General features: G+C 70.9%; 23 protein-coding genes. 10 read left to right on the top strand and 13 right to left on the bottom strand.

Annotated elements, in window-relative coordinates:
* The first annotated feature begins 61 nt into the window (after positions 1-61).
* Positions 62-1,597, top strand: coding sequence for a class I adenylate-forming enzyme family protein (locus ACIPPM_RS06185; RefSeq protein WP_401443602.1), 1,536 nt, complete (start codon positions 62-64; stop codon positions 1,595-1,597).
* Positions 1,598-1,614: 17 nt separating this feature from the next.
* On the opposite strand, the gene ACIPPM_RS06180 is transcribed toward ACIPPM_RS06185, so the two are convergent.
* Positions 1,615-2,202: a TetR/AcrR family transcriptional regulator gene (locus ACIPPM_RS06180; protein ID WP_401443599.1), complete on the bottom strand. Its 588-nt coding sequence runs from the start codon at positions 2,200-2,202 to the stop codon at positions 1,615-1,617.
* A 213-nt stretch (positions 2,203-2,415) separates the two neighbouring features.
* On the opposite strand from ACIPPM_RS06180, the gene ACIPPM_RS06175 reads away from it, so the two are divergent.
* The 7 genes from ACIPPM_RS06175 (at position 2,416) to ACIPPM_RS06145 (ending at position 10,478) form a co-directional block, all read left to right on the top strand.
* Positions 2,416-2,631, top strand: a complete 216-nt coding sequence (locus tag ACIPPM_RS06175; protein ID WP_401443596.1) for a hypothetical protein — start codon at positions 2,416-2,418, stop codon at positions 2,629-2,631.
* An 87-nt stretch (positions 2,632-2,718) separates the two neighbouring features.
* Complete coding sequence (locus ACIPPM_RS06170) at positions 2,719-4,206, top strand: flavin-containing monooxygenase (protein WP_401443593.1); 1,488 nt, start codon at positions 2,719-2,721, stop codon at positions 4,204-4,206.
* Positions 4,203-5,147: an alpha/beta hydrolase gene (locus tag ACIPPM_RS06165; protein WP_401443591.1), complete on the top strand. Its 945-nt coding sequence runs from the start codon at positions 4,203-4,205 to the stop codon at positions 5,145-5,147. Before ACIPPM_RS06170 ends, ACIPPM_RS06165 begins: the two co-directional genes overlap by 4 nt.
* Positions 5,144-6,718, top strand: coding sequence for a GMC family oxidoreductase (locus tag ACIPPM_RS06160; protein ID WP_401443588.1), 1,575 nt, complete (start codon positions 5,144-5,146; stop codon positions 6,716-6,718). The genes ACIPPM_RS06165 and ACIPPM_RS06160 overlap by 4 nt, the downstream gene beginning before the upstream one ends.
* Positions 6,715-8,430 (top strand): aldehyde dehydrogenase family protein, encoded by a 1,716-nt coding sequence (locus tag ACIPPM_RS06155; RefSeq protein ID WP_401443586.1) that lies wholly within the window; start codon positions 6,715-6,717, stop codon positions 8,428-8,430. The genes ACIPPM_RS06160 and ACIPPM_RS06155 overlap by 4 nt, the downstream gene beginning before the upstream one ends.
* Before the next feature lie 149 nt (positions 8,431-8,579).
* Positions 8,580-9,518 carry a M56 family metallopeptidase gene (locus tag ACIPPM_RS06150; RefSeq protein ID WP_401443585.1) on the top strand — a complete coding sequence of 313 codons (939 nt, stop codon included), beginning with the start codon at positions 8,580-8,582 and terminating at the stop codon, positions 9,516-9,518.
* Positions 9,519-9,590: 72 nt separating this feature from the next.
* Positions 9,591-10,478 carry an MBL fold metallo-hydrolase gene (locus ACIPPM_RS06145; protein WP_401443584.1) on the top strand — a complete coding sequence of 296 codons (888 nt, stop codon included), beginning with the start codon at positions 9,591-9,593 and terminating at the stop codon, positions 10,476-10,478.
* On the opposite strand, the gene ACIPPM_RS06140 is transcribed toward ACIPPM_RS06145, so the two are convergent.
* From ACIPPM_RS06140 to ACIPPM_RS06115, 6 genes are all read right to left on the bottom strand, one after another.
* Positions 10,465-11,697 carry a cation:proton antiporter gene (locus ACIPPM_RS06140; protein WP_401443582.1) on the bottom strand — a complete coding sequence of 411 codons (1,233 nt, stop codon included), beginning with the start codon at positions 11,695-11,697 and terminating at the stop codon, positions 10,465-10,467. The two genes, ACIPPM_RS06145 and ACIPPM_RS06140, sit on opposite strands and share 14 nt — an antisense overlap.
* A gap of 43 nt (positions 11,698-11,740) precedes the next feature.
* The gene (locus tag ACIPPM_RS06135) at positions 11,741-12,364 is read right to left on the bottom strand and encodes a TetR/AcrR family transcriptional regulator (RefSeq protein ID WP_401443580.1); all 624 of its coding nucleotides are present in this window, start codon (positions 12,362-12,364) and stop codon (positions 11,741-11,743) included.
* 56 nt (positions 12,365-12,420) lie between these two features.
* Complete coding sequence (locus ACIPPM_RS06130; RefSeq protein WP_401443577.1) at positions 12,421-14,073, bottom strand: alpha/beta hydrolase; 1,653 nt, start codon at positions 14,071-14,073, stop codon at positions 12,421-12,423.
* Between the two features lie 33 nt (positions 14,074-14,106).
* A complete protein-coding gene (locus ACIPPM_RS06125) occupies positions 14,107-16,845 on the bottom strand; it encodes an aminotransferase class I/II-fold pyridoxal phosphate-dependent enzyme (protein WP_401443575.1) in 2,739 nt (912 codons plus the stop codon).
* A 134-nt stretch (positions 16,846-16,979) separates the two neighbouring features.
* Positions 16,980-17,405, bottom strand: coding sequence for an SsgA family sporulation/cell division regulator (locus ACIPPM_RS06120; RefSeq protein ID WP_401443573.1), 426 nt, complete (start codon positions 17,403-17,405; stop codon positions 16,980-16,982).
* Positions 17,406-17,478: 73 nt separating this feature from the next.
* Complete coding sequence (locus tag ACIPPM_RS06115) at positions 17,479-17,898, bottom strand: hypothetical protein (protein ID WP_401443571.1); 420 nt, start codon at positions 17,896-17,898, stop codon at positions 17,479-17,481.
* Between the two features lie 210 nt (positions 17,899-18,108).
* Between ACIPPM_RS06115 and ACIPPM_RS06110 the strand changes: the two genes are divergently transcribed.
* Positions 18,109-18,711 (top strand): TetR/AcrR family transcriptional regulator, encoded by a 603-nt coding sequence (locus ACIPPM_RS06110; RefSeq protein ID WP_401443569.1) that lies wholly within the window; start codon positions 18,109-18,111, stop codon positions 18,709-18,711.
* A gap of 365 nt (positions 18,712-19,076) precedes the next feature.
* On the opposite strand, the gene ACIPPM_RS06105 is transcribed toward ACIPPM_RS06110, so the two are convergent.
* Positions 19,077-20,435: a flavin monoamine oxidase family protein gene (locus ACIPPM_RS06105; RefSeq protein WP_401443566.1), complete on the bottom strand. Its 1,359-nt coding sequence runs from the start codon at positions 20,433-20,435 to the stop codon at positions 19,077-19,079.
* A 278-nt stretch (positions 20,436-20,713) separates the two neighbouring features.
* Between ACIPPM_RS06105 and ACIPPM_RS06100 the strand changes: the two genes are divergently transcribed.
* Entirely contained in the window at positions 20,714-20,995 is a 282-nt protein-coding gene (locus tag ACIPPM_RS06100; protein WP_401444209.1) for a hypothetical protein, read from the top strand.
* A 107-nt stretch (positions 20,996-21,102) separates the two neighbouring features.
* Here the strand turns inward: ACIPPM_RS06100 and ACIPPM_RS06095 are convergent, their stop codons facing one another.
* The 5 genes from ACIPPM_RS06095 to ACIPPM_RS06075 all read right to left on the bottom strand — a co-directional run bounded on the left by ACIPPM_RS06095 (position 21,103) and on the right by ACIPPM_RS06075 (position 24,978).
* Positions 21,103-22,233: a PP2C family protein-serine/threonine phosphatase gene (locus ACIPPM_RS06095; RefSeq protein WP_401443564.1), complete on the bottom strand. Its 1,131-nt coding sequence runs from the start codon at positions 22,231-22,233 to the stop codon at positions 21,103-21,105.
* Between the two features lie 54 nt (positions 22,234-22,287).
* Positions 22,288-22,464, bottom strand: a complete 177-nt coding sequence (locus ACIPPM_RS06090; protein ID WP_401443561.1) for a hypothetical protein — start codon at positions 22,462-22,464, stop codon at positions 22,288-22,290.
* A 77-nt stretch (positions 22,465-22,541) separates the two neighbouring features.
* The gene (locus ACIPPM_RS06085) at positions 22,542-23,288 is read right to left on the bottom strand and encodes a dienelactone hydrolase family protein (RefSeq protein WP_401443559.1); all 747 of its coding nucleotides are present in this window, start codon (positions 23,286-23,288) and stop codon (positions 22,542-22,544) included.
* Positions 23,289-23,477: 189 nt separating this feature from the next.
* Positions 23,478-24,704 (bottom strand): tetratricopeptide repeat protein, encoded by a 1,227-nt coding sequence (locus tag ACIPPM_RS06080; protein ID WP_401443557.1) that lies wholly within the window; start codon positions 24,702-24,704, stop codon positions 23,478-23,480.
* Between the two features lie 112 nt (positions 24,705-24,816).
* A complete protein-coding gene (locus ACIPPM_RS06075; RefSeq protein WP_401443554.1) occupies positions 24,817-24,978 on the bottom strand; it encodes a hypothetical protein in 162 nt (53 codons plus the stop codon).
* Positions 24,979-25,029: the final 51 nt, after the last annotated feature.

Below are 25,029 nucleotides of genomic sequence, written 5' to 3'. Positions count from 1 at the left end.
AGCGGCACGGTTGCTCCGGTCGCACCCCCACCCGTACCCGCACCCCGAATGGAGCCGCCGCATGAGCCGCGCAGTCATCGAGATACCCCGCTCCACGTGTCCGTTCCCCCAGGACGCCGTGGTCCGCGGCGCCGACGGTGTTCCGCGCTACACCGATCTGCCCGAGACCCTGCTCGACGTGCTGCGGACGCATGCCGAACGGCGGCCGGAGGGCGAGGCGGTGGTCGAGTTGGGCGGGGAGCGCCTGACCTACGCCCAGCTGTGGGCGCGCGCCGCGCGGGTGGCGGGGGGCCTCCGGGCGGCCGGGCTGGAGCGCGGCGACCGGGTGGCCGTGCGGTATCCGGCGGGCATGGACTGGGTACTCGCCTTCTGGGGCACCCTGCTGGCCGGGGGAATCGTGGTGGCGGTCAACACGCGGTCCGCTCCGCCGGAGGTCGAGTTCGTCCTCACCGACTCCGGCGCCCGCGTCGACCTGGCGCCCGGCACCCCGCTCCCCGACGGCGACCCGTACACGGCCGAGGGCCTCGGCGCCGACGACGTGGCCGCGCTCTTCTACACCTCGGGCACGACCGGCCGCCCCAAGGGCGTCCCCACCACGCACGCCGCGTTCCTCACCAACGCCGAGAACATGATGCGCTGCCTCGGACTGCCCCGGACCGTCGGGCCGGAGCTGCGCACGCTGGTCTCCGTACCGCTCTTCCACGTCACCGCGTGCAACTCGCAGTTCGTGGTGGCCGCGTACGCGGGTGGCACTTCGGTGATCATGCCCGCACTCGACCTGCCGAAGCTGGCCGGTGCGCTGGCGGCGGAGCGGATCTCCTTCCTGGTGACCGTGCCCGCCGTCTACGCACTCCTGCTGCGGCACCCGCCCTTCGCGGACGCCGACGTCTCCGGGGTTCGCACGGTCGCCTACGGTGGCGCGCCGATCGCCCCCGCCCTGGTGCGGTCCCTCAAGGCGGCTTTCCCCGGCGCGGCACTGATGAACGGGTACGGCATGACGGAGACGGCCTCACTGATCACCGTGCTGCCGGACCGGGACGCGGCGGAGCACGCCGACTCCGTCGGCTACGCGGTGCCCGCGGTCGACCTCGGCGTCGCCCCGATCGGGGACGATCCGCAGGTGGGCGAGCTGGTGGTACGGGGCGCCAACGTGACGACCGGCTACTGGAACCGGCCGGAGGCCACGGCGGAGGCGTTCGTGGACAGCTGGCTGCGTACCGGCGACATCGTGCGCGTGGACCCGGCCGGGCGGGTCCACATCGTGGACCGGGCCAAGGACATCATCAACCGGGGCGGGGAGAACGTGTCCAGCGTGGAGGTGGAGACGGTGCTGCTGACGGCGCCCGGCGTGGCCGACGCGGCGGTCCTCGCGGTGCCCGACGACGTGATGGGCGAGAAGGTCGGAGCGGTGCTCCAGGGCGACGGGGCCGGGATCGACCTGCCCACCGTGCTCGCGCACTGCCGGGAGCGGCTGGCCGACTTCAAGGTGCCGCAGTACGCCACGGTGACCGTGCATCCGCTGCCCCGCAACGCCGGGGGCAAGCTGCTGAAGAAGCAGCTCCGCGCCCAGGTCGAATGGGGCGACCCGTTGCGTTAGCGACGGTACGGCCTGACCTACGCGTCTTCGGGGGCGTAGGTCAGGAAGTAGGCGGTGAGCATGCGACGGGCTTCGTCGATCGTCGCGTCGTCGCCGTCCGGCGAGCGCCGGAAAGCCACGTCGAAGAGCCGGTTGGCGGCCTCGAAGGCCATTTGCGGGACGAAGCGCGAGGTGTCGGCGGCGATCAGCTTCCGCTCCAGGAGGAGGAGCCAGAGCCGCTCCGCCTGGGCCTCGTCGAAGGTGCGGACCAGCTCGTCCAGCGCCTCGTTGCGCCCCGCGAACCACAACTCGGTGCAGCTGCGGTGGCGTCGGAAGTACGTGAGCACGACGTCGATGAGGGCGTCCGCGATCTCCCGGACCGTGCCCGGCCCGATGTCCCGCAGCACGGTGTCCACGACGGCGTCCAGAGCCCGCATGTGCTGCTGCAGCAGCTCGGCGTCGACCTGGTGCCGGTCCGGGAAATAGTGGTACATGGAAGCGGTCGGAATGCCGGCCCGCTCCCCGATGGCCTTGAGCGTGGCCGCCTCGTAGCCCTTCTCGGTGAGCAGGGCCTCCGCCGCGTCGAGGATGGCGCGCCTGCGCTCCACGCCTCGCCGCTGCACCACGGGAGGCCGGGTCGGAGCCGTTGAATCCTTGTCGAACACGACTCGAAATCATATCAGCCGCGACCTGGGAAGACCTTGCCGACGGAGGTTGACACTCTATGAACGGCCCATAAACTCGACTACGATTCGTATTCGAATCCCGTACGACCATGCCCGGTGCCATCGACCGCGCCCTGCTCCCAGGTGCCACGTCGAGCAGAGACGGAGAAGGTCATGACCGAAAGCTCGTGCGAGGGTCTGCTCCGATCGCTCGGCGGCTTCGGGGCTTTCCTCGACGCTGCGGGATTCTGGTCGATCGAGGGCGGGACCGAACGCCTGCCCCACGCGATCCCCGGCGAGCCCGAAGCCGCCCTCCGTCCGACAACGCCGGTCGGCGCCGTCGAGGACGACGGCTCCGGTGTCCGGGCGCTCGCCGACGGTCCGTCGTGACCCGGCGCCGCGCAGCGCCTGCGGTCGGCCCACCGCAGTCAGGCAGTCAGCACGACCCCGCCGCCGTGACGGCGGCAAGGAGGCACCATGACCAACACCACCAACGGCTCGGCCGCCGATGTCGATGTGCTGATCGTCGGCGCCGGGATCTCCGGCATCGGCGCGGCAGGTCATCTGACGTCCCGGCGCCCCGGTACCACGTTCACGATCCTGGAGGCCCGGGAGTCGATCGGTGGCACCTGGGACCTGTTCCGGTATCCCGGTATCCGCTCGGACTCGGACATGTCCACCTTCGGCTACGGCTTCAAACCGTGGACCCACCGCAAGGCCATCGCCGACGGCCACCTCATCCTCGACTATCTCCAGCAGACCGTCGCCGACAAGCGCCTCGCCCGGCACATCCGGTTCGGGCACCGGGTGATCGGCGCGGAGTTCTCGACGGCCGAGCGGCGCTGGACGGTCACCGCCGAACGGACCGACACCGGGGAGCAGTTGACGTTCACCGCCCGCTTCCTGCTCCTGGGCACCGGCTACTACGACCACGGGGAGGGGTTCACCCCGGAGTTCGCCGGGGTCGAGGACTTCCACGGCCGGGTGGTCCATCCGCAGCACTGGCCGGAGGACCTCGACCACACCGGCAAGCAGGTGCTGGTGATCGGCAGCGGCGCCACGGCGGTCACGCTGATCCCTGCGATGGCGGGCCGGGCGGGGCACGTGACGATGCTCCAGCGGTCTCCGGGGTACATCTTCTCGCTGCCGTCCGAGGACGCGGTCGCCGGTGTACTGCGGAAGGTGCTCGGCCAGCGGCGGGCGCACGGACTGGTCCGGCGCAAGAACATCTGGCTGACCCGGAGCATGTACAAGCTGTGCAGGCGGGCCCCGAAGCTCGCGCGCAGGCTGCTCATCGCCGGGGTGCGGCGGCAACTCCCCCGGCACTTCGACGTGGACACGCACTTCACGCCCAGCTACGCCCCCTGGGACCAGCGGCTCTGCGTGGTGCCCGACGGCGATCTGTTCAAGGCGCTGTCGAGCGGCCGGGCCTCCGTCGTCACCGACCGGATCGCACGGTTCACCGAGTCGGGCATCCTGCTGGAGTCGGGCCGGGAGCTGGCCGCCGACATCGTCGTCACCGCGACCGGGCTGAACATGTCGCCCTTCGGCAAGGTGCGGCTCCAGGTGGACGGACGCCAGGTCGACCCGTCCGACACCACGGCCTACAAGGCGATGATGCTGTCCGGCGTCCCCAACCTGGTCTTCGCACTCGGCTACACCAACCTCTCCTGGACCCTCAAGGTGGACCTGGTCTGGGAGCACTTCTGCCGCCTGCTCGACCACATGAGCTCCCACGGCTACGACACCGTCACCCCGGTGCTGCACGACCCGGCGATGGAGCGGGTCCCGTTCATGGACCTGTCCGCAGGCTACGTCGAGCGCGGGATCGGGGCCTTCCCCAGAGCTGGGACGCGTGGTCCGTGGACGGTGGAGATGGCGTACGAGAAGGACGTGGAGCGGCTGCGCGACGGGCCGGTGGCGGACGCCGCCCTGCACTTCACCGGGACGAGGCGCGCCCGGTGAGCCGCCAGGTCACCTTCCCCAGCCACGGCGTCACCTGCGGCGCCACGCACCTACCGGCCAAGAGCGACGCGCTGACCGGTCCGGCCGGGCGCCCGTGCGTCGTCATGGCCCACGGCTTCGGCGGCACCCGCGACAGCGGCCTCATGGGATACGCGCAGGGCTTCGCCGACGCCGGGATGGACGTGTTCCTGTTCGACTACCGGGGCTTCGGCGACTCCGGCGGCACGCCCCGGCAGGACGTGTCGGTACGACGGCAGCGGCAGGACTACCACGCGGCCCTCGCCGCCGCCCGGCACCTGCCCGGCGTCGACCCGGACCGGATCGTCCTGTGGGGCACGTCGTACGCGGGCGGCCATGTCGTCGCCGTCGCCGCGCAGGACGGGCGCGTCGCGGCGGCGGTCGCGCTGACGCCCGCCACGGACGGGCTCGCCACCCTGGCGCACGTCGTGCGCCTGGCGGGGGTGGGCCGACTGCTGGAGCTGGCCGGGCACGGCCTGCGCGACGTGGCGCGGGCCCTCACCGGGCGGCGGCCGCACCACCTGCCTGTCGTCGGCCCGCCGGGGACCGTGGCGATGATGACCACGCCGGACATCGACCGGATCAGCGTCGTCATGGCCGGTCCGACCTGGCGCAACGAGGTCTGTGCCCGCGCCGCGCTGAAGGTGGGGGCCAACCGGCCGGTCGGGTACGCCGGGCGGGTGTCCTGCCCGGTGCTGTTCCAGGTCGGCCTGCACGACCGGGTCGCCCCGCCCGGCGCTGCCCGCCGCACCGCCCGCCGTGCCGGTCGGTGGGCGCGGCTGGCCGAGTACCCCCTGGACCATTTCGACGTCTACGACGGACCCTGGCAGGAACGCGCGCTGGCCGACCAGCTCGGCTTCCTCACCCGCGTCCTCGGTCCGTGTTCCGCGCAACTCCCGCTCTCATCGAAGGAGATGGAATGAGCTCGTACGACTACGTGATCGTCGGTGCCGGATCGGCGGGCTGCGTGCTGGCCGCGCGGCTGTCGGAGGACCCCGAGGTACGGGTGGCGCTGATCGAGGCGGGCGGTCCCGACACCGCGCCCGAGATCCATGTCCCGGCCGCTTTCCCGCAGTTGATGAAGAGCGAGCTGGACTGGGACCTCGACAGCGAGCCCGAACCGGGCATCGGCGACCGGCGGACCTATCTGCCGCGGGGCCGGGTGTTCGGCGGTTCCAGCTCCCTGAACGCGATGATCTACATCCGGGGTGCCCGCGCCGACTACGACGGCTGGGCCGCGGGCGGGGCCGAGGGGTGGTCGTACGCCGATGTGCTCCCGTACTTCCGGCGCGCCGAGGACAACGAGCGCGGTGAGGACGAATTCCACGGCGTGGGCGGGCCGTTGACGGTGAGCGACGGTCGGTCCGGGCATCCGCTCGCGTCGGCCTTCGTGGACGCCGCCGAGCAGGCCGGGTACAAGACGAACGACGACTTCAACGGTGAGCGCCAGTTCGGCGTCGGCCGTTACCAGGTGACCCAGCGCGGTGGCATGCGGTGCAGCGCCGCCGTCGCCTATCTGCATCCGGCGCTCCAGCGGCCGAACCTGACCGTGCTGTCCTCGGCGCGCGCCCACCGGGTGGTGATCGAGGGTGGTCGCGCGGCGGGCGTGGAGGTGGAGCGCGGCGGCACAGTCGAAGTGGTGCGCGCCGAGCGGGAGGTGATCCTGTCGGCGGGGGCGTACGAGTCGCCGAAGCTGCTGATGCTGTCCGGGATCGGGCCGGGCGCGGTGCTGTCCGCCTTCGGGATCGGGGTGGTGCGGGATCTGCCGGTCGGCCAGGGCCTCCAGGACCACTACATGGCACTGCTCAACTTCCGTACAGGCACGGAGTCGTTGATCGCGGCGGCGACCGAGGAGAACGCGGCGCTGCTCCAGAGCGAGGGGCGCGGTCCGCTGACCTCCAACATCGGTGAGGCGGGCGGTTTCTTCCGTACCCGCGACGAACTCGACGCCCCGGACGTGCAGTTCCACGCGGCCCCGGTGCTGTTCCATCAGGAGGGCCTGGGCGCGGCCGCCGAACACGGCTTCGCCTTCGGCCCCTGCGTGCTCGCTCCGACCAGCCGGGGCGCGGTGACCCTGCGCTCCCCGCGGCCGGACGCCGCACCCCGGATCGTGCACAACTACCTGACGACACCCGAGGACCGGGACGCCATCGTCGCCGGGATCAGGATCGCGCTGGACATCGCCGCCCGACCGGCGGTGTCGGACCTCGTCACCGGTCCCTTCGACGTGCCCGCCTCCGACTCCGACGCGGACCTGCTCGCCTGGGCGCAGCGGGCCGGACAGACCCTCTACCACCCGACGTCGACCTGTGCGATCGGCTCGGTGGTCGACCCCGAACTGCGGGTGCTCGACGTGCCGGGCCTGCGGGTGGTCGACGCCTCGGTGTTCCCGTCCGTGACACGGGGCAACACCAACGCACCCGTCATCATGGCCGCCGAGAAGGCTGCCGACCTCATCAAGGCGGGCGACCGACGACAGGGAGCGACACGATGACGGCCTCCATACCCGCGACCGGCCGGGCGGCGGAGATCGACCGGGCGCTCGACGAACTGACCCGGGGCGAGGCGGCCTGGGCCGCGCGGAGTCTGGCCGAGCGGCGCGAGCTGCTGGAACGGGTGGGCGCGGCGACCGCGGCCAACGCGCGGGACTGGGTGCGCGCGGCCGTCGCGTACAAACGGCTGCCCGAGAACGATCAGCTCGTGGGCGAGGAGTGGATCACCGGCCCGTACCCGGTGCTGACCTCGGTGGGCGCACTGTCCGCGAGCATCCGGGCGTTGGAGCGCGGGGCGAGCCCGGTCGACGGCTTTTCCGTCGGGCGAGCGCCCGGTGACCGGGTCGCGGTGCGCGTGCTGCCGCACGGTGTCTGGGACCGGCTGTTGCTGAACGGGTTCTCCGCCGAGGTGTGGATGCCGCCGGGCGTCCCGGAGGAGCGGGTACGCGCCCGAGCGGGTCTTTCCCTGCGTCGGCCGACCGAGACCGGGGGCGTCGGTGTCGTGCTCGGGGCGGGCAACATCACCTCGATCCCGGTGCTGGACGTGCTGTACGAGGTGTACGCGAACAACCGGGTGGTGGCGCTGAAGCTCAACCCGGTCACGGATGGTCTGTTCGAGGTGTTCAGCCGGGTGCTGGCCCCGCTGATCGAGGCCGGCGCCGTCCGCATCGTCACCGGCGGCGCGGACGTGGGTGCGTACCTCGTGCACCACCAGAGGACCGGGCACGTTCACATGACCGGGAGCGCGGCCACACATGACGCGATCGTGTTCGGTACGGGCCCGGAGGGAGCCGCCCGCAAGAGGGCCGGGACGCCGCTGCTGGACAAGCCGGTCACCAGCGAGCTGGGCGGGGTCTCCCCCACCATCGTGCTCCCTGACGTCTGGACCGACGCGGACCTGCGCTACCAGGCCGGGCACATCGCCACCCAGCGCCTGCACAACGGCGGGTACAACTGCGTGGCGAGCCAGGTGGTCGTGGTGGCCGCAGACTGGCCGCAGAAGGACCGTTTCCTGGCCCACCTGCGGTCCGCCCTGTCGGGAGCGCCTGAGCGGCCCGCCTACTATCCGGGCAGCGACGAGCGCGTACGCGCGGCCCGTGCCGCGTATCCGGGCGCCGAGGCCGTCGGCGGCGGGCGGGTACTGATCGAGATCCCCGATTCCGACGAGCCGGGTCCGGCGCTCACCGAGGAGTACTTCTCACCGGTGCTGGCCGTCCTCGAACTGCCGGGTGACACACGACAGTTCCTTGATCGCGCGGTCCGCGCCGCGAACGAGCGGTTCACGGGCACGCTCGGGGTGAACCTCGTCGTGCATCCGCGTACCGTCTCCGCCCTCGGCCCCGAACTGGACCGGGCGGTGGCGGCGCTGCGCTACGGCACCGTCGCGCTGAACGCCTGGACCGGCGTGGGCTACCTGACCGCGACCGCCACCTGGGGCGCGTTCCCGGGGCACACCCCGGACGACGTGCAGAGCGGGATCGGCGTGGTCCACAACGCCCTGCTGCTGGACGAACCGGAACGCACCGTCGTCCGTGGGCCGTTCCGGCCCGCGCCGCGCGCGCTCCTGCACGGGAGCGCGGTCATGTCGCCCAAGCCGCCCTGGTTCGTCGACAACCGCACCGCCGCCACCACCGGCCGGCTCCTCACCGAGTTCGCCGCGGCCCCCCGCTGGTCCGCACTGCCGGCGATCTTCGCCTCGGCGCTGCGCGGCTGAACCGGGCCCCCACCACGCAAGTCGCTGCGCCGGTCCGCCCCGAGGGGACCGGCGCAGCGAGAAACAAGGAACGCCAGACAGATGCATCACACGCCGGGGCGGACCCCCGTCCGCCGTACTCCCCACCGAGCCCCCACCGGAGCCCCGGCATGATCGGCTGCCTTCTCCTGCTCGCCGCCGTCAGCCTGACGGCAGGCGTACCGGTCGCCCGCGCGCTGAACCGGGCGACCTGGCCGGAGCGGGAACCCGTGCTCGGCCTGTGGGTGTGGCAATGCCTGGTCGCCACTGCCCTGCTGGGTTGCCTGACCGCGCTCGTCCTCGGCACGGCCGCGGTCTTCCGTACCGTGCGCGACGCCCTGTTCGACTCGGCACCGCCCGGGGTCCTCGCGGCCTACGGCTTCTCCGCCGCCCCCGCCTGGGCCACCGGGCTCACCCTGCTCCTGGCGGCGGGCGCGGCCTGGACGGCGGCCGTGCTCGCCGGCAGGTTCAGGGCGGTCCACCAGACCCGGGTGGCGACGCGCGACCGCCTACGGGATCGGGCACCCGAACTACCCGGCGGTCTTCCCGCCGCGAACGGGCCTCTGCTGGTCCTGGAGGATGAGTACCCCGATGCCTGGTGGCTGCCCGGCAGCCCCTCGCAACTCGTCGTCACCACAGGTGCGATGCACCGGCTGACCGACCGCCAGCTCGATGCCGTCCTCACCCACGAGCGCGGCCACGCGCGTGCCCGCCACGACTGGCTGCTGCACCTGTCCGCCGCCTTCGCCGAGGGCTTTCCCCGGGTACCGCTGTTCACCCACTTCTGCGCGCAGACCCACCGCCTGGTGGAACTGGCCGCCGACGACACCGCCGCGCGGCGCTGCGGGCACGTCACCACCGCCCTCGCCCTCATCGAACTCAACCAGCATCGCGGGGTCTTCTCCTGCGCCTCGAGCCGCCGCGCGCTGGGTGACCGGGTGGACCGCCTCCTAGCTCCCCCGCCGAGACTGAGGCGCCGCAGGCGCGCTCTCATCACGGTGGCGGCGATGCTGACTCCGTCACTGCCGCTCCTCATCACCTTCGCGCCGGGGATCGACGCCCTCGACTGAGGCACCGCGGACCCTGCTACGGTTTCGACTCCGATTCGACTTTCAGCGTGAGCCGAGAGATGGGTGGCGCACATGGGCGCGGAATACACCGAGGAGACCTACGGAGGCGTCGCGGTGCTCGTGGGTGCCCGGCGGGGCGCCTATCCGTACGCCAACTCGCTCCTGGTGCGGGGGACGGACGCCACGCTGGTCGTCGACCCTTCGTTGTCGCTCGTCGGCGGGGCACCGCCCGCCGATCTGGTCCTGGTGAGCCACGCGCACGAGGACCACATCGCGGGGCTCGACGGATACGACGTGCCGGTCCACGTCCACGAGGAGGACCTCGGCCCGCTGCGGTCCCGCGCGGTGATGGTCGCCGGGTTCGGCTACCCGCCCGAGGAGGCCGACGCCGCGGACCGGATGCTGCGCGACGACTTCCATGTGACGGGGCGCCCGGACGCGCTCGGCTTCACCGACGGCACCGTCTTCGACCTCGGCGGTCGCACGGTCACCGCGGTCCACCTCCCCGGCCATACACGAGGCCACAGCGGCTTCCTGGTCGAGCCGGACGGCTTCCTGTTCGTCGCGGACATCGACCTCACCTCGTTCGGCCCGTTCTACGGGGACGCCGGCAGCGACCTTCCGGACTTCGAGGCGTCGATACGCCGGTGCGCGGACATCGACGCCCGCTGGTACGGCACCGCCCACCAGAAGGGCGTGATCGAGGGCGCGTCGGACTTCCGGCGCGGGCTGGCCGAGTTCGCTGAGGTGATCGAACGGCGGGAGGCGGCGCTGCTTGCCTTCCTCGCCGAGCCGAGGACGGTCCCGGAGATCGCCGAGCACCGCCTTGTGTACCGGCCACATGTGGCGGGACCACACGTGGAGCCGGTGGAACGACGTACCGCGACCCACCACCTCGCCCGGCTGGCCGCCAGGGGCCTGGTGCGGGAGACCGAGCCCGGGCTGTTCAGGACGGCCTGATCCGCGGCTGCCCCTCCTCGGCCGCCGCCACGAGCCGGGCGCGGCGGTCGAACCAGCGGGCCAGGGGCTCGACCGTGATGCCGTGCAGAAAGATGCTCAACAACACGGTCGCGCTCATCGCCTTGACCACGAAGGCAGCGTCCTGGCTGTTCAACTGGGTGTACGCGAGCACCGCGAAGACGATCGAGGTGACCCCGCGGGAGCCGAGCCAGCCGCTTGCCCAGCGTTCGGGCCAGGTGAAGTCGGTGCCGATGAGGGACACCAGCACGGGGAGTATCCGTACGACGGTGAGGGCGAGCAGCGCGTAGCCGATGAACGCGAGATCGACACCCTCCGCGAACACGTCGGCGATGAGCTTGCCGAAGGTGAACCACACGGCGAGGGTCATCAGGTAGGTGGCATCGTGCACCAGGTCGAGGTGATGCCTGCCCAGCGAGTGTGCGGTGCGTGCGTACCAGAGCCCGGTGACGAACGCGGCGACGAAGCCGTTGCCGCCGAGCAGCACGGATGCGGCGTAGGCGACGACGGGCAGCGCCAGACCGGCCAGGCGCAGATCGGCGGCAGTCGCCCACCCGGCGGCCAGGGAGCGGCGCACCACCCCGATGGCGAGGAAGGCGACGACGGTGCCCGCGAGCACCGCGTAGGCGGCGCCCTTGACCGCGTCGAGCACGAGGCTGCCGAAGGAGTGCCCCTGAGCGGTGACGAGGTTGGCCACGCAGAAGACGAACAGCGGTGAGATCAGGCCGTCGTTGAAGCCGCCCTCGATGTTGAGGGCGGCCCGCACCCGGAGCGGCACCCGCTCGTCCCGCAGGAACATCATGATCGGCGCGAGGTCCATGGGCATGACCACCAGGGCGGCCACGCCCAGCAGCCACCAACTGGTGCCGGGGAAGAGCACAGCGCCCGCCAGGACGGCGAGAACGAGAGACGCGGGCAGAGCCAGGCCCAGCAGCCGGATGTCGCCGACCGAGCCCTCCAGCCACTCGTAGTCGCGCGCCTCGGTGGCGTCGGTGAAGAGCATCACCGCCAGCACGAGTTCGACGCCCCGCTGGAAGGTGTGCGTCTCCATGTCGAGCGTGAGGATCGGATGGTCGCCACCGGTCAGGAGGATGCCGGCCCCGGCGAACGCGATGGGCGCGGTGACGCTCCACCGTGCCAGCCGGTCCGAGACCGCTCCCCAGAGGAACAACAACGACAGCAGGACGAGCAGTGCGATCACGGGATTCACCCTAGTCGGTCACGTGACTGATGGATTTGCCGGTTCAGTCCGCGATGGCGCCGACATCCGCGCGCACCCCTGCGAGCCCCACGAGCATCTCCGTGACGGCTTCGAGGTCCTGCCGGGAGCGGGCCTCGTGCGGGTCGCACACATACTGCATGATCAGCCCGTCGAGGCTCGCCACGACAAGCCTGGCCAGTTGGGCGAAGGGCACCGCGCAGCTCTCCCCGGCCCGCTGGGCGGCCTGCTGACACCAGTCCGCGATGACGGCGCCGTACCGCTCGTACTGCCAGCGAGCCAGGCTCTCCATCCCGGCGGTACGCAGGGCATGGTTGGTCAACTCGTACTGCATGACCTGGAAATCGGGCCGTCCGTCGACGAGACGGGACCAGAAGTCGGCGATGCCGAGCCGGATGGCGTGCTCCAGGCCGCCGTCCAGGTCGGCGGCGGCCCGGAAGACCCCCGCCGTCTCCTCGATCACGTCCTCGATGACGGCGCGCAGGAGGAGTTCCTTGGAGGGGAAGACGTACTGCATCGTCCCCAGCGGGAGGCCGGCCTCGGCGGCGACAGCCCGCAGCGACGTGCCGCTCACTCCGTCCCTGGCCAACGCGATGCGGGCTGCGGCGACGCACTGCCGGTGACGAACCGATGCTTCGACGTAAGGCATAGCTCTACTTTCTCAGTCGTATGACTGAAATGTCGAGAGCTCAGCGCTCCTTGACGTCACCGTGCCCGGGCCAGGACGCGCCGCAGACGAGCGACGTCGTCAGCATCGACTCCGGCCGGACGCAGCACCGCGTTCCAGGCATCGGCGTACTCGGCTCCATAGCGGTGCCCGTGCCCGGCGGGGACATTGGTGGCGAACGGGAGGTCGGCCGTGACCTGCCAGAACGTCACGAACGGGACCCAGAACATGGACTCGAGCACATCGTGGCCGGGGGCCTCCCCGATCCAGTCCGGCTCCTCGTAGGTGAGCTGCGGGCCCCACCACACGATGGGGTCGGACGGGTGGACCAGGTACAGCACCCGCGAGCCCTTCCAGGGCGCGCCGGGCGGTGGGATGGTCGCCCCGGCGCCGTCGACGAAGCGCACGGTGCGGCCGTCCTTGTAGACGGGCTGGATCTCCGGGCTGCCGGGTTCACGCTGGTCGGTGAACCGCCGGAACAGCGTGTTGAACTGGGGCGGCCCCGCGAAGACCGCACCCGACGTGCGATTGCGGAGGTCGTACTCCCCGCTGAACGCGGTCTCCGCGCCGAACGAGCCGAGGCTCTCGCCCGCCACGAAAAGGCGCGGGCGGCTGTCCGGGGGCAGCTTCGACCAGACGTCGTACACGGCGTCGAAGAGCTCGCGGCCCGCCTCACGGGCCTTGGACTGGTCGACGAGGTAGGACATCCAGGAGGGCAGATACGAGTACTGAAGGGCCACGGTCGCGCAGTCGCCGCCGGTGAGGTACTCGAAGCTGTCCACGGCGGCGGGGTCGACCCAGCCACTTCCGGTCGTCGTCATGACCAGCAGGTCCTTGCGCCGGAACCCACCGGCGCGGCGCAGGTCGGCCACCGCGCGGGCGGCCCGGCCTTCGGTGCTCCCGGCCGTCTTCAGCCCCGCGTAGACCCGGATCGGTTCCTGCGCCCGGTGACCCGTGAAGTCCGCGATCCGCGCCGCCGTCGGACCTCCGGCCGTGAACGTCCGCCCCTTCATGCCGAGTGTGTGCCAGGGCACGGTCGAGCCCGCAGCGCCCGAGCGCAGCGCGCTCGCCGGACGGCTCACTCCCGCCTCGGTCTGCTGGTCACGCAGCGAGAAGGCGTGGTTGGCCGCCGCCACCAGGCCGTCGACCAGCAGGCCGCTGAGGACCAGGAAGCACCCGGTGGCCACCAGGATTCCGCCGACGGCCCGTGCCGCCCGTGGACCGATCCAGTGCCGCAACCGGGCGGCGAGCTTGCGGTGGACCCACCGGACACCTCGGGCCCCCGACACGATGAGAGCGAACACCAGCAGGGCGATCAGCGGCATGAGGATGGTCTGGAGGGGGCTGTAGTCCGTCACCTCGAGCAGTTGGCGGATGCGGTGCTGCCAGTACTGCCCGAGCCCGAAGGCGACGCCGAACAGAACAACCGCGACCACCGCGAAGACGGCCCAGGACCGACGCGTCGCGGGACGCGGTCCCCGGTCGGCGAAGGCGCGCCAGATCCAGGCGGCCACGACCGCCAGCCCGTAGCCGATCGAGGCCAGGATGCCGGTGATCACGCCCTGGAGGATTCCGCCGCGGGGCAGGAGGGACGGGGTGAAGGACAGACCGGCCAGGAGGAGAGCTCCGCAGGCTCCGGGCAGCGTGGCCCGCGGCATCCTCGCCGTCGGGGTCGGTGTGTCCGTGGACACGGGCAACTCCCTGTTCGTCAGCGTGCGGCCGGCTCAGGCCGGTTCGTCCGTGAGCGCCGACCGGGTGAACACCCGGTAGCCCTGCGCCGGGTCGAAACCGTGGATCTCCTTGGTGTCCAGAGCGTCCATGAAGTCGAGGATGTCCGTGCTGAACTCCTGGCCGGGCACGAGGATCGGGAAGCCCGGTGGGTACGGGGTGACGAAGATCGCCGAGACCACCGGTTCGCCCGCTTCCAGCCGGTCCCGCACCTCGCCGGAGCCGAGGAACTCGCACAGCTCCGCACGGTAGGCCAGGTAGTACGCCTTGCGGATGTTGCCGTCCCGCGTCGCGCCGCCGGGGTCGGCACGGAAGGTCGCGTGGAAGCGGGAGAAGTCGGGCAGCGGCGGGTGGTCGTGCGCGAGTGCGTCGGCCTGTCGGTGGAACCTGCGCCTCTGGTCGGGCGACATCTGGGCGGCCGCCTCCTCCAGGTCCTCCGCGATGCCGATCAGGGCGCGCAGCAGGTGCGCGACGGCGGTGCGGGTGGTGCCGATGTTCGTCATCGCGAGCACCGTGTTGCGCGTGGTCTTGTTGACCTGGATGCCCCAACGGTCCATCAGCTGCTCGTGCTTGAAGGTGTCACCGTCGATACCGGTGGCGGAGGTCTCGATGGTGAGCCGACAGGGGTCGAGGACGAACTCGTCCATGCCCCATGCCTCCTCCATGGCGAGGGGCCCGGCGTGCAGCGGGCATTCCCCGGCCCACGACCGGTACTCGGGCGGGATCAGGTCGGCGCTGGTGAGCACCCGGAAGTACTTGGACAGCAGGGGATGCTCGGCGATGCGGTCCCGCACGGTCATCGCCAGTTCGAGCTGGCGCAGCACGAGTTCGTATCCCTCCAGCTCGACCTGGCACCGGCCTGCGTCGAGGGAGGCGAGGATCTGGTAGTTCGGCGAGGTCGACGTGTGCGTCATGTACGCCTCGTGGAACTCCTCCTCACCGCGCAGGCCGAAGTCGTCGTCGTGGATGTGGATCATCGAGCCCTGGCGGAGGGAGGTCAGCGTCTTGTGCGTCGACTGCGTGGCATAGGCGCGCACGCGGACCTGATCCGGGTCCGGGAGCAGCGGTTCGCGCACCAGCTCCTCGTCCGTCATGTCCCGGACCCGGGCGCGGTGGCGCTCGTACTCGGCGCGGTACTCGTCCGTGGCGAAGCGCTCGGACAGTCGCGCCGCCGCCGCCATGGCGGTGCGCCGCCGGTAGACGGGGTGGCAACGGGCGAAGGCGAACCACGCCTCGTCCCACAGGAACGCCAGGTCGGGCTTGATCGCAAGGCATTCCGTCATGACCCGTTCGACGTCGTAGACGATCCCGTCGAAGGTGCAGTTGGTCAGCGAGATCAGGGCGATCTCGTCGAGCCGTCCCTCGCGGCGGTACGTCAGCAGCGTCCGCTTGATGTCCGCCAGCGGGATCGCGCCGTACATGGCGTACGCGTCGAGCGAGTAGCTGTCGAGGTAGGCGACGTTGGACCCGGCCAGCACCTGCGCGTAGTGGTGCGACTTGTGGCAGTTGCGGTCCACGAGCACCACGTCGTCCGGAGCCACCAGCGCCTGGATGGCGATCTTGTTCGCGGTCGAGGTCCCGTTGGTGACGAAATAGGTGCGCCGGGCGCCGAAGGCCCGGGCCGCCAGGTCCTGCGCCTCCCTGATCGCACCGTGCGGTTCGAGGAGCGAGTCCAGCCCCCCGGCGGTGGCGGACGTCTCGGCCAGGAAGAGATTGAGACCGTAGAAGTCACAGAGGTCGTGGACCCACTCAGAGCGCACCACCGAGTTGCCGCGTGAGACGGGCAGCGCGTGGAAGACGCCGGCGGGCCTGCGCGCGTACTCGACCAGGGCCGAGTAGAACGGCGTCCGGTACCGCTTGCCGACGCCGCGCAGAATGGTCAGGTGCAGGTCGAGAACGTCTTCCTGCTGGAGGATGATCGAGTCGTACTCACGCCCGATCTCAGTGGCCAGCCGTTCGACCGAAGCCTGTTCCACCAGGTAGAGGTCCAGTTCGGGTCGTATCGCACGGACCTCGCGGGCGAACACGCGGGCGCGGTCGGCAGCGGTCATGTAGTCCAGTTCCGGTACCAGGGAGGTGGGAACCAGATCGCGCAGCAGCGTCTGGTCGATCGCCGAGCGGGTGCGGAAGTCGGGGCGCGTCACGACCGCCTGGACCCAGGGGTTGATCATGATCGCGATCAGCGCGCTCTCAAAGCTGGACACCGTGATCGCGTCATAGACCAGGGGGTCCTCAGGACGGCGCAGCGCACGCAGTTCGCGGTGCAGTCTGGCTTCCTCCGCCTCGGACAGATCGGCGACGACCAGTACGTCGAAGCCGGGCCGACGGATCACGGGATGATCCGCCACCCTGTCGTCCCCACCGTGCATGCCGGTCAGCGACGCGGCGGTGACCGGCGGGTCACCGATCAGGCCGCGTCCGATGCCTTCCGCCGCCCGGCTCAGGCCGAGGTACGAATGCTCGCGCTGGTCCCGCAGGGTCGCGACGGCATGCCGGCCGGGACGGCTGAAGTAGTGCGACAGGACCTCGATGTCCGCGAGCGCCGCGTCCAGCGCGGCTTCGGCCCCGGCCCGCTCGGCGGGGTCGAGGCCGGGCACGGCCAACCGGCGGGCCAGGTCGCTGATCGACCACCAGAGGTCGGTCTGCAACTGGGCGACGCTGGTGTAGGCGTGCACTCCCTCGGATTCGCTCGGCGCGGTCGACTGCGCCGCGGGCCCGCTGGGCTCGGCTTCCATGGGTATCGGCTTCCTGGATCAGGCGATTCGACAAAGGGTGGAACAAGCGCACTCGCTCCGAGCCTCGTGCCCGACCCGGGTCGCAGCAGCACGGGGTGGTCCGAACGGGGCTCCTCCGCGCCCGCCGTGCCGGCTCACCCTTCGGCGAGCAGGTGGGTCAGCAGGGCGTCCGTGTCCACGTGCTGTGACTCGGTGCCGCTGGGGACCATCATCTCGGTGGCCCGCAGGAATGCCGCGACCTCCGCGGCCGGGGCCTCGAACAGGGCCGTGCCGGTCAGCGGGCTGAGCCGGATGTGGACGGCCGCGCAAGCCGCCGTGCGAGCGGGCCAGATCCGCACGTCGCCCTCGCCGACGGGTCCTGTCAGGCCCGCGGCGAGCAGGTCCCGGCCCATGATCCACTCCACGGTCTGCCCGGTGTCCGGGTAGGTGAACGAGACACGGACGGCATAGGGATCGTCCGGCTCGTACGCGAGGTTCATCCACAGGGGCATGATCACCGCCCCGGGCGAGAGAAGGAGCTGTACGGGCAGCCCCGTGATCGCGACCTTCGACGGTCTCATCGGTCGTGCTCCTCAGCTCGGGCGGGACCTGTTCCGCGACGGCCGGACCGGGCGGCGGGCTCAGACGCCTCGGTCAGTGAACGGCGCCGGTCCGGACGACTATCTGGCGGCTCGCCCCGTCCCGCTCCGGGAATCGGGGTGCGTCGTACCCGTTGTCGCAGAGCCGGCTCAGACCGTGGTCCCAGCGGTAGAAGCCGGGGTCTCCGGGGCCGGGCAGCGCGGCGCAGAGGTCACGGCCGCCACGCGAGCGCGGAACATCGGCTTTGGGCGGACGGTGACCGTCGGGCCGGTCGGAGTGGCGGTCGTGGTCGTAGCCCCGGCCGTGGTCGCGGGCGTCCGCATCGACGCCCTGATGGTGCCCGGTCTGCGGCGCGGCGGACGCGACGCCACCGGCGCCCAGCACCGCTCCCCCGGCCAGCAGCAGTGCGGCGAAGGCGGCGCCCATGTGCTTCTTGGCGGTGGCGGCGGTCAAGTGGCTCTTGTGAATTCGCATGGGGCTCTCCCTCGATTCGGTTCGATTCGGTTGGGTCCGCCTTCCATACGTCGTACGGAAGCGTGGTTCCAGTACTACCATACGTTGTATGGAAATGCGAACCCCCCGCCTCAGGTCGAGGCCGGAACGGCGCGGACAGACGGCATGGGCGGTAACATACGACGTATGGAACCTGGCAAGAAGCCTCCGCGAGGAACACGGAAGAGGGAGGTGCCACTCACCGAGAACGGCATCTATGACGTGGCACTGCGGTTGATCGAGACCGACGGGGTCGAGGCGCTCACCATGCGCAAGCTGGCGACGGCACTGGACGCAAACCCGATGTCGCTGTACCACCACGTACCGAACAAGGAGGCCGTACTGCGCGGAGCAGCGGCCCGCGTCGGCTCACGGTTCAGCGCGCAGGACCCGGAGGGTCTGCCCTGGCAGGACCGCCTGCGCCACATGTTCCTGGATTTCCGCGAGTTGGCACTCGAGCACCCGAAGCTGATGACCTACTGCCTCGTGCGCGCCGAGTACATACAGCCCGACGACTCCTTCTGGCTGGACCTCACCGACGTGCTGGCCTCGGCGGGCCTGCCGACCGGGGAGATCCCACGGGTGGCCGCCACCCTGTGCGCGACACTCACGGGACTGATGATCAGCGAGCTGACCGGTGTCGTGCAGCAGTGGGCCACCCTCCCCTCCGCTCCCGGCAGTGACGAATGCCCGGCGCCCACCCGGGCCGAGCTGGACGCGATGGTCCACTTCGCCCTGGACGCGGCGGTCACGGGCGTCGAGAACCACCCGGCCCGGGTACGCGAGCGGGACTGAGGCACGAACCGACGCTAACCGGGTGTTCTAGCAGATGAACGGCTCCATCTCGCGCGCCCTGCCCAGCAGGAGGGTCGCAGTCCCGCGACGCGCCTCGCAGTATGAGCTCGCGAAGAGCTCTACCGCTGCGCACGCTCGGCAAGCATGCCGACCATGTAGAGGGAGCCGTAGGCGATGAACACGTGGTAGAACACGCGCAACGCGACGCCCTTCGCCTTGCGCCTCTCGTTCATCCTGTCCGTGTCATGTCGCTCGCTGGTCAAGGCGCTTGCTCTTTCTGGAGGCGTGGAGGTCTGGAGTTCCTGGAGTCACGCACGGCTGGTCGGCCCTGGTCGGCCCTGGTCGGCACCGGCACGGAGCCCGCGTCAGCTCTTCAGAGCCGCGAGTACCGCCTTCGCCGCGTTCTCGCCCGACGTAGCCGCGTCAGCGAGTGAAGGCATGTCGAGCTGGTAGTCACCGGCCAGGTGGATCGGGCCGAGGGGAGCCCGCAGCGCAGGCAGCGACGCGCGGCGTCCGGGGGCCCAGAAGGGGACCACACGGTGGTGTCGCCGCACGATGCCCTCACCGAGCTTGCCTCGGAGCTGGGGGTAGACCGAGATCAGGTCCCGTTCGAACCGGCCGGTGATCTCGTCGTCGGACAGCTCGAAGAGGTTGTCGGCGGCGGCGCCGCCCGCGAAGCAGGCAAGAGCGCCGCCCGGCTTGCGCGTTCCGCCCTTGCGCATGGCGGCGGCGTGGTTGAACATCGCCTGGAACGAGAGCTGGGGCGTGGACACGCCGAAGAAGTCGTCCCAGGGCTGGGGCCCCTCCTCGTCGGTGAAGAAGCCGACGATCACGTAACGGCCGTAGCGAATGTCGTCGAACGCGTTGCGGTAGGTCTGCGGGAGTCCGGGGAGGATGCGCGTCGCGACATCGCTGGGAACCGCGACGATGGCTCGCTTCGCGCGCACCCGCACCGGTCCGTTCGCGTCCACGTAGTTCACGACGACCCCGCCCCCGTCCGATTCGACGGACCGGACGCTCGCGCGGAGCCGGAGGCTTTCACCGAGACCGTCGGCCAGAATGTCGGTCAGCGTCTGGTTGCCTCCCACGGGGAGCGCGAAGTTGGGCACCTTCGCCGGGTCCGTCAGCGCGATGCCGATCGACGTCACCAACTGGGTCGCCGCCGTTTCGCCGGGCTCACATCCCATCCACTGGCCGGACCACGACCGGACGATGTCACGAGTCAGCTCGGAGCGGACGCCACGCAGCAGGTCCGACGCCAGACGCCTGTCCATCTTGGCGCGCACCCGCCGCGCGAGGCCGCTGTCCGACTCCAGGAACGGGGCGGCCGAGATGATGCGGGCCCCCACCATCGCCATGCCGATGCGGTCCATCAGGCTCATCCGCGTACGGAACATGAGCGCGAAGAGCTTGGAGGTGTCGACGATGCCCCCGTTGAGGGCCAGCGCCACGCTCTTGCCGGTCAGCGATCCCATCTCGATGTCGTGGTGGTGGAGAGCGTCGATCAGCGGCCCGGTTCCCTCGGTGAACTGCGTCCCGACGTTGATCCAGTAATCGCCCTTCCGCACGGTCTCGACGCGTCCGCCCGCCCGTTCCGACGCCTCGAGCACGACGACATCGGTCTTGCCGTGGAGGGTCGTGGCCGCCATCAGCCCGGCCATGCCGGCACCGACGACCACGACGTCGCGGCTCTCCTCGCGCACGGCCTGCACCGCGTTCGCCATCTTCTTCCTCGCTTCATCCCGCAGGGACGGCTCTCGACGGTGGGGGTGATCAGCCGAGAGACGTGATCCGATCTCGAATCGAATTCGACTTTAGCGGCTGGGTAGCGTGCGGGGATCACCGCCCCCCTCCTGCGTGTAGGCGCCGAACCGGCTTGCGCAACGGCTGATGCGACGGTCGTTCCCAGCGCCTCGGACAACGCTGTGGCCTGGGGAGACGTCGTGCTCGTAATTCCTTCGCCGGTCGCACGGGACGCCGATAGGCTTGGCGGGTGATCAATATGGCGGTGCGCGGTGACCGTGGGAGCGTCGTGGCTCGGGGCGAGGGCGGTGTGGAGTGGACCGCGGCCTTCGCGGACCTGGACCAGGCTGCCTTCCCGATGCTCTGGGCCCTGACCCCGTACGGGGACGCGGTCTTCAACAAGCGTCAGGTGCCGCTGCTGTTGGCGGAACTCGACCGACTACCGGCTGCTTGTGGCGGGGACTGGGTCGGACAGGCACGCGAGTTGTGCCAGGTCGTCGAGCGGGGAACGCATCTGTATCTATGGTTCATCGGCGACTGACCGGGGTCAGGCGATGGTCCCGTTCAACCGTTCGATGCGTTCGATGCGTTGCGGGCAGCTTGCCCGGTGTGTGGGGCGTCATCCCGGCCCGGCTTGTCGCGGTGAGATCACCGAGGCCGGTCGCGTGCTGGGGGCGAAGGGACCGCGGCCGGTTTCCGGGCGACGGCGAGGATGGCCATGTCGTCCTGCTGCCCGCCTCCCGTCCAGCGGTGGACGTCCGCGGTGAGCGCGCGGACCAGGGACTCGGGGGTGTCGAAGCCGCGCCCGGCGAGACAGGACGAGCAGGGATCGTAGAAGAGGCCCTCGCCATTGCGCGCCTCGGTGACGCCGTCGGTGACCAACAGCAGCAGGGCTCCGACCGGCAGTGGCAGGACGTCGACCTGCGCGGGCTCCGGGCCGGGGGCGAGTCCCGTCAGGCCCATGCCCAGGGGCAGCTGCGGAACGCCGGTGTCGAGCCGGGTCAGCCGTCCGCCGTGCACCAGGTACGGTGCCGGATGGCCGCGGTTGAGGAGTCGGACGACATCGCCCCGCGCGGACACCTCCACCAGCAGGGCCGTGACGAAGGCCTCGGTGGCGATGTCCTGTGACAGGCCCCGGCCTGCCTCCCGGGCCAGTGCGCCGTCGAGCCGTTCCGCCAGGGCGGCCAGATCGCGGGCGTACTCGGCTTCCTGGCGGAACGCGCCGATCGCCACCGAAACCGCGGCGACGGCCTGCAGACCCTTGCCGCGCACATCCCCGATGATCATGCGGATGCCGAACGGGGTGTCCTGCACCGCGAACAGGTCCCCACCGATCCGCGCCTCGGCCTGGGCCGCGATATAGCCGGAAGCCACGGCCAGGGGCCCTACCCGGTCGGGAGGTTGCGGCAGCACAGCCCGCTGGACGGCCTCCGCGATGCCCCGGGCCTGTGCGAGATCACGCCGTTGGCTCTCCACCAGCGCGTTCACCGCCAGGGCCAGGGCCCCGATCACGCCGATCACGGCCAGATCCACCCAGAGCGCCGACGCCGGGCGCCCCCGGTAGAGATCCAGGCCCACCGAAGCGGCGACCGCCACGCACGCGAAGCCCAGAGCCGTCCGGAACGACAGCGTCGCCCCGGCCATCAGCGGCGACGCCGCCAGCAGGGGAAGCCCCACGTAGGGGCGCGGCGCGAAAGCGGTGAGCAGCCCGCCGACCACGAGGACGCATGCCGCCAAGGCCCAGGGGGACTTCCCGGACGCGCGTCGCAACCTCTCCACGGATGTCTCCTCGCCTGGCCTACGACGGTACTCAAAGGGGCATACCCGTTGAATTCACCCGCGGATCACTCGATGGGGGCAGCGGTTTCCCCGGGACCAATGGAAGCCTCCGCCGGTGACCACGTTGCCGGTGACCGCGACGTCGCTGACGGGCGAGACGTACCCGACCGTGTCCGCGCTGATACGGACCGCGTTGCGCGAGGCACCCGAGGCGCCTGCCTCGATCGTCACGTGGTTGTCGATGATGTCGACCCGGCCGATCCGTCCACGGCCCGGCCCCGGCCCGCTCGGTGCGGGCGGTGGCGGTTTCACCCGGGGCGTGGACTCGGGTCCTCCGTCACGGGCAGGCACTCGGCGAGCAGGGCGACGATGTCGCGCCAGGCCCGCCGCGCATGCCGGGGGTGGTGGCCGACGCCGGGACGCACGGTGTGACCGACCGTTGGATGGTGGAAGGCGTGCAAGGCGCCGCCGTAGACCGTGAGGCGCCAGTCGACGCCCGCGGCCTGCATCTCGGCGGTGAACGCGTCCCGTTGTGCGGGCGCCATGATCGGGTCTTCCGACCCGACCCCGGCCCACACCGGGCAGCGGATGCGCGCCGCCTCGCCCGGTCGGCCCGTGATCAGCCCGTTGACCGTCGCGATCGCACGCAGGTCGACGCCGTCGCGCCCGAGTTCCAGCGCGATCGCGCCCCCGGTGCCGTAGCCGACGGCGGCGATGCGGTCGGGGTCGGTTCGCGGTTCGGCCCGCAGCACGTCGAGCGCCGCGTGGCCGATGCCCCTCATCCGGTCGGGGTCGCCGAGCAGCGGCATGCAGCGGGCCAGCATCTCCTCGGGGTCACCCAGGTAGCGCCCACCGTGAAGGTCGAAGGCCAGCGCGACATGTCCCAGCTCGGCGAGAGCATCGGCCCTGCCTCGCTCGACGTCGCTGAGCCCCGTGCCCTCCGGTCCGAGCAGCACCGCGGGCCGGCGGTCGACACCGGCCGGGAGCGCGAGGTGGCCGATCATCGTCAATCCGTCGGCCGGATACTCGACCGTACGCGTCGTGATCGTCGTCATGAGTACGGACTGTAGGGATCGTCGGGCCCGTTCCGGCCGCTGTTCTGCCGCTGGCGGAACAGCCCGGTCATCCCGGATACGGCGAGGCTCACATGAATGCATCACAGTCGGCGTCCCGGCGGGATGTCGGCCGAAGGTGCGGGCGGGGCGAGGGACCGAGTGCTCCAGGACGTGGTGCCCGCGGACTCGTCACCCGGTGGACGACGCGGTTCCCTCGGCCACGGAGCGCCACACTTCTGCGGCGAGGTCGAGCATCCCGGCGTGCCGGACCTCGGCGGCGAGCCCGCGCAGTCGCAGGAGGGCGCCTTCGTCCCCGGCGCGCGCGTCGAGCAGTCCGCGGAGCACCTCAAGCCGGATGCGGTCGCGGTAGGAGAGCAGGTGGGCGCCGTCCTGGGCACGCTTGCACAGCTCTCGGGCATCGTCCAGTTCACCCTTCTGGAAGGCGAGTTGGGCCCGGAGGAACAGGCTCTCGTGATGATGCTGAGGGGTGCCGGCGAGCTCGAGCGCGGGCTCGACGGCCCGGAGATAGCCCTCGGCCTCCTCGATCCGGGCAGGTTCGGCCTGCAGCGCGAGTGATGCCGCCGCCAGCCGCATGCGCATCCAGAGGGTGAGATCCTCGCGGCTGTCGAGTGCCGCCAGAGCCCGATGGAGCAGGGACGTGGCCTGCTCGTACTGGCCGAGGCGGGTGTGGACCGTCGCGCTGACCCAGAAGCACTCGGCGGCGAGCGCACCCTCGGTTCGCGGGAGCGAGCCGCACGCGTCCGCGCTCTGTCGCGCGGCTTCGGCGAGGTTGCCGAGTTCGGCCTCGACGGAGGCCAGCAGAAGCTTGCTGCGGAGCAGGTCCGCGGTGGGCACATGGAGATGATGCCGCTCGCACAGGGCGAGAGCCTCGCGTACGCACTGGCGAGAGGCTTCGGCATCGCCCAGGTTACGGACGCTTCTGGCGAACCTGATCCGCGAGTGCACCCTGAGCAACGGGCGTTCCATGGCGTCGCTGAGGTCCCGCAGCTCTTGGAGTACGCCGCGCTCGTCCTCGTAGTCGCCGAGCGCTCGGTGCAGGCCGGCCAGCTGGGAGAGGGCCTGCCAGCGGGTGTGCGGGTCGATGTCGAGGGTCTCGGTGAGCGCGCTCTGGAGCATCGCGCGCGTCTCGGCGTCCCGCTCCTTGTCGAAGAGCGTGAAGCTCGCGGCCAGGACGTCCCCGAGGTCGGAATCGGGCGGCGTGTCGAACGACTCGCCCGGAAGCTGCAGGTGTTCGACGAGATAGTCGACGGCTCGCTGCGTGGGCGGGCGCGCTCCGGACTCCAGCCTGGAGAGGTACGCGGCGGACATTCCGGGGCCGGTCAGATCGGCTTGCGACTTGCCTTGCAGTCGCCGCAGCTGGCGCAGGCGTCGGCCGAATGCGGGTTGCTCCAGCATCCGTACCACCTCGTGACATCTTGGTTCTCTTTGACCGGGCAGGGTTGCCCCTGGTAACCGTTGCCCGAATTAGGCAATGACCATACCAGGGGCGACAACTCCCCGCGGCCGATCAGGGCCAGTCGATGTTGCGGTACGGGGATGCCACGACGGCTGTCGAGGTCGCTCCCTCCGCAGCGGTGTGGCTCGCCGAGGTATTGCCGAGCTGGATGGCCCCGAGGGCCAGGAGTGCGGCAAGGCCGAGGCCCACCGTCGCGTGCAGAACAGCCGTCATTGACTTGATCTCCCCCACTTGCGGCCCATCAGAACATCCCCGTCCGCCTGT

The organism is Streptomyces sp. NPDC090119 (assembly GCF_044747085.1).
Lineage (GTDB): Bacteria > Actinomycetota > Actinomycetes > Streptomycetales > Streptomycetaceae > Streptomyces.
The sequence above is the reverse complement of the archived record's forward strand: the minus strand, read 5'-3'. Positions and strand labels throughout refer to the sequence as shown.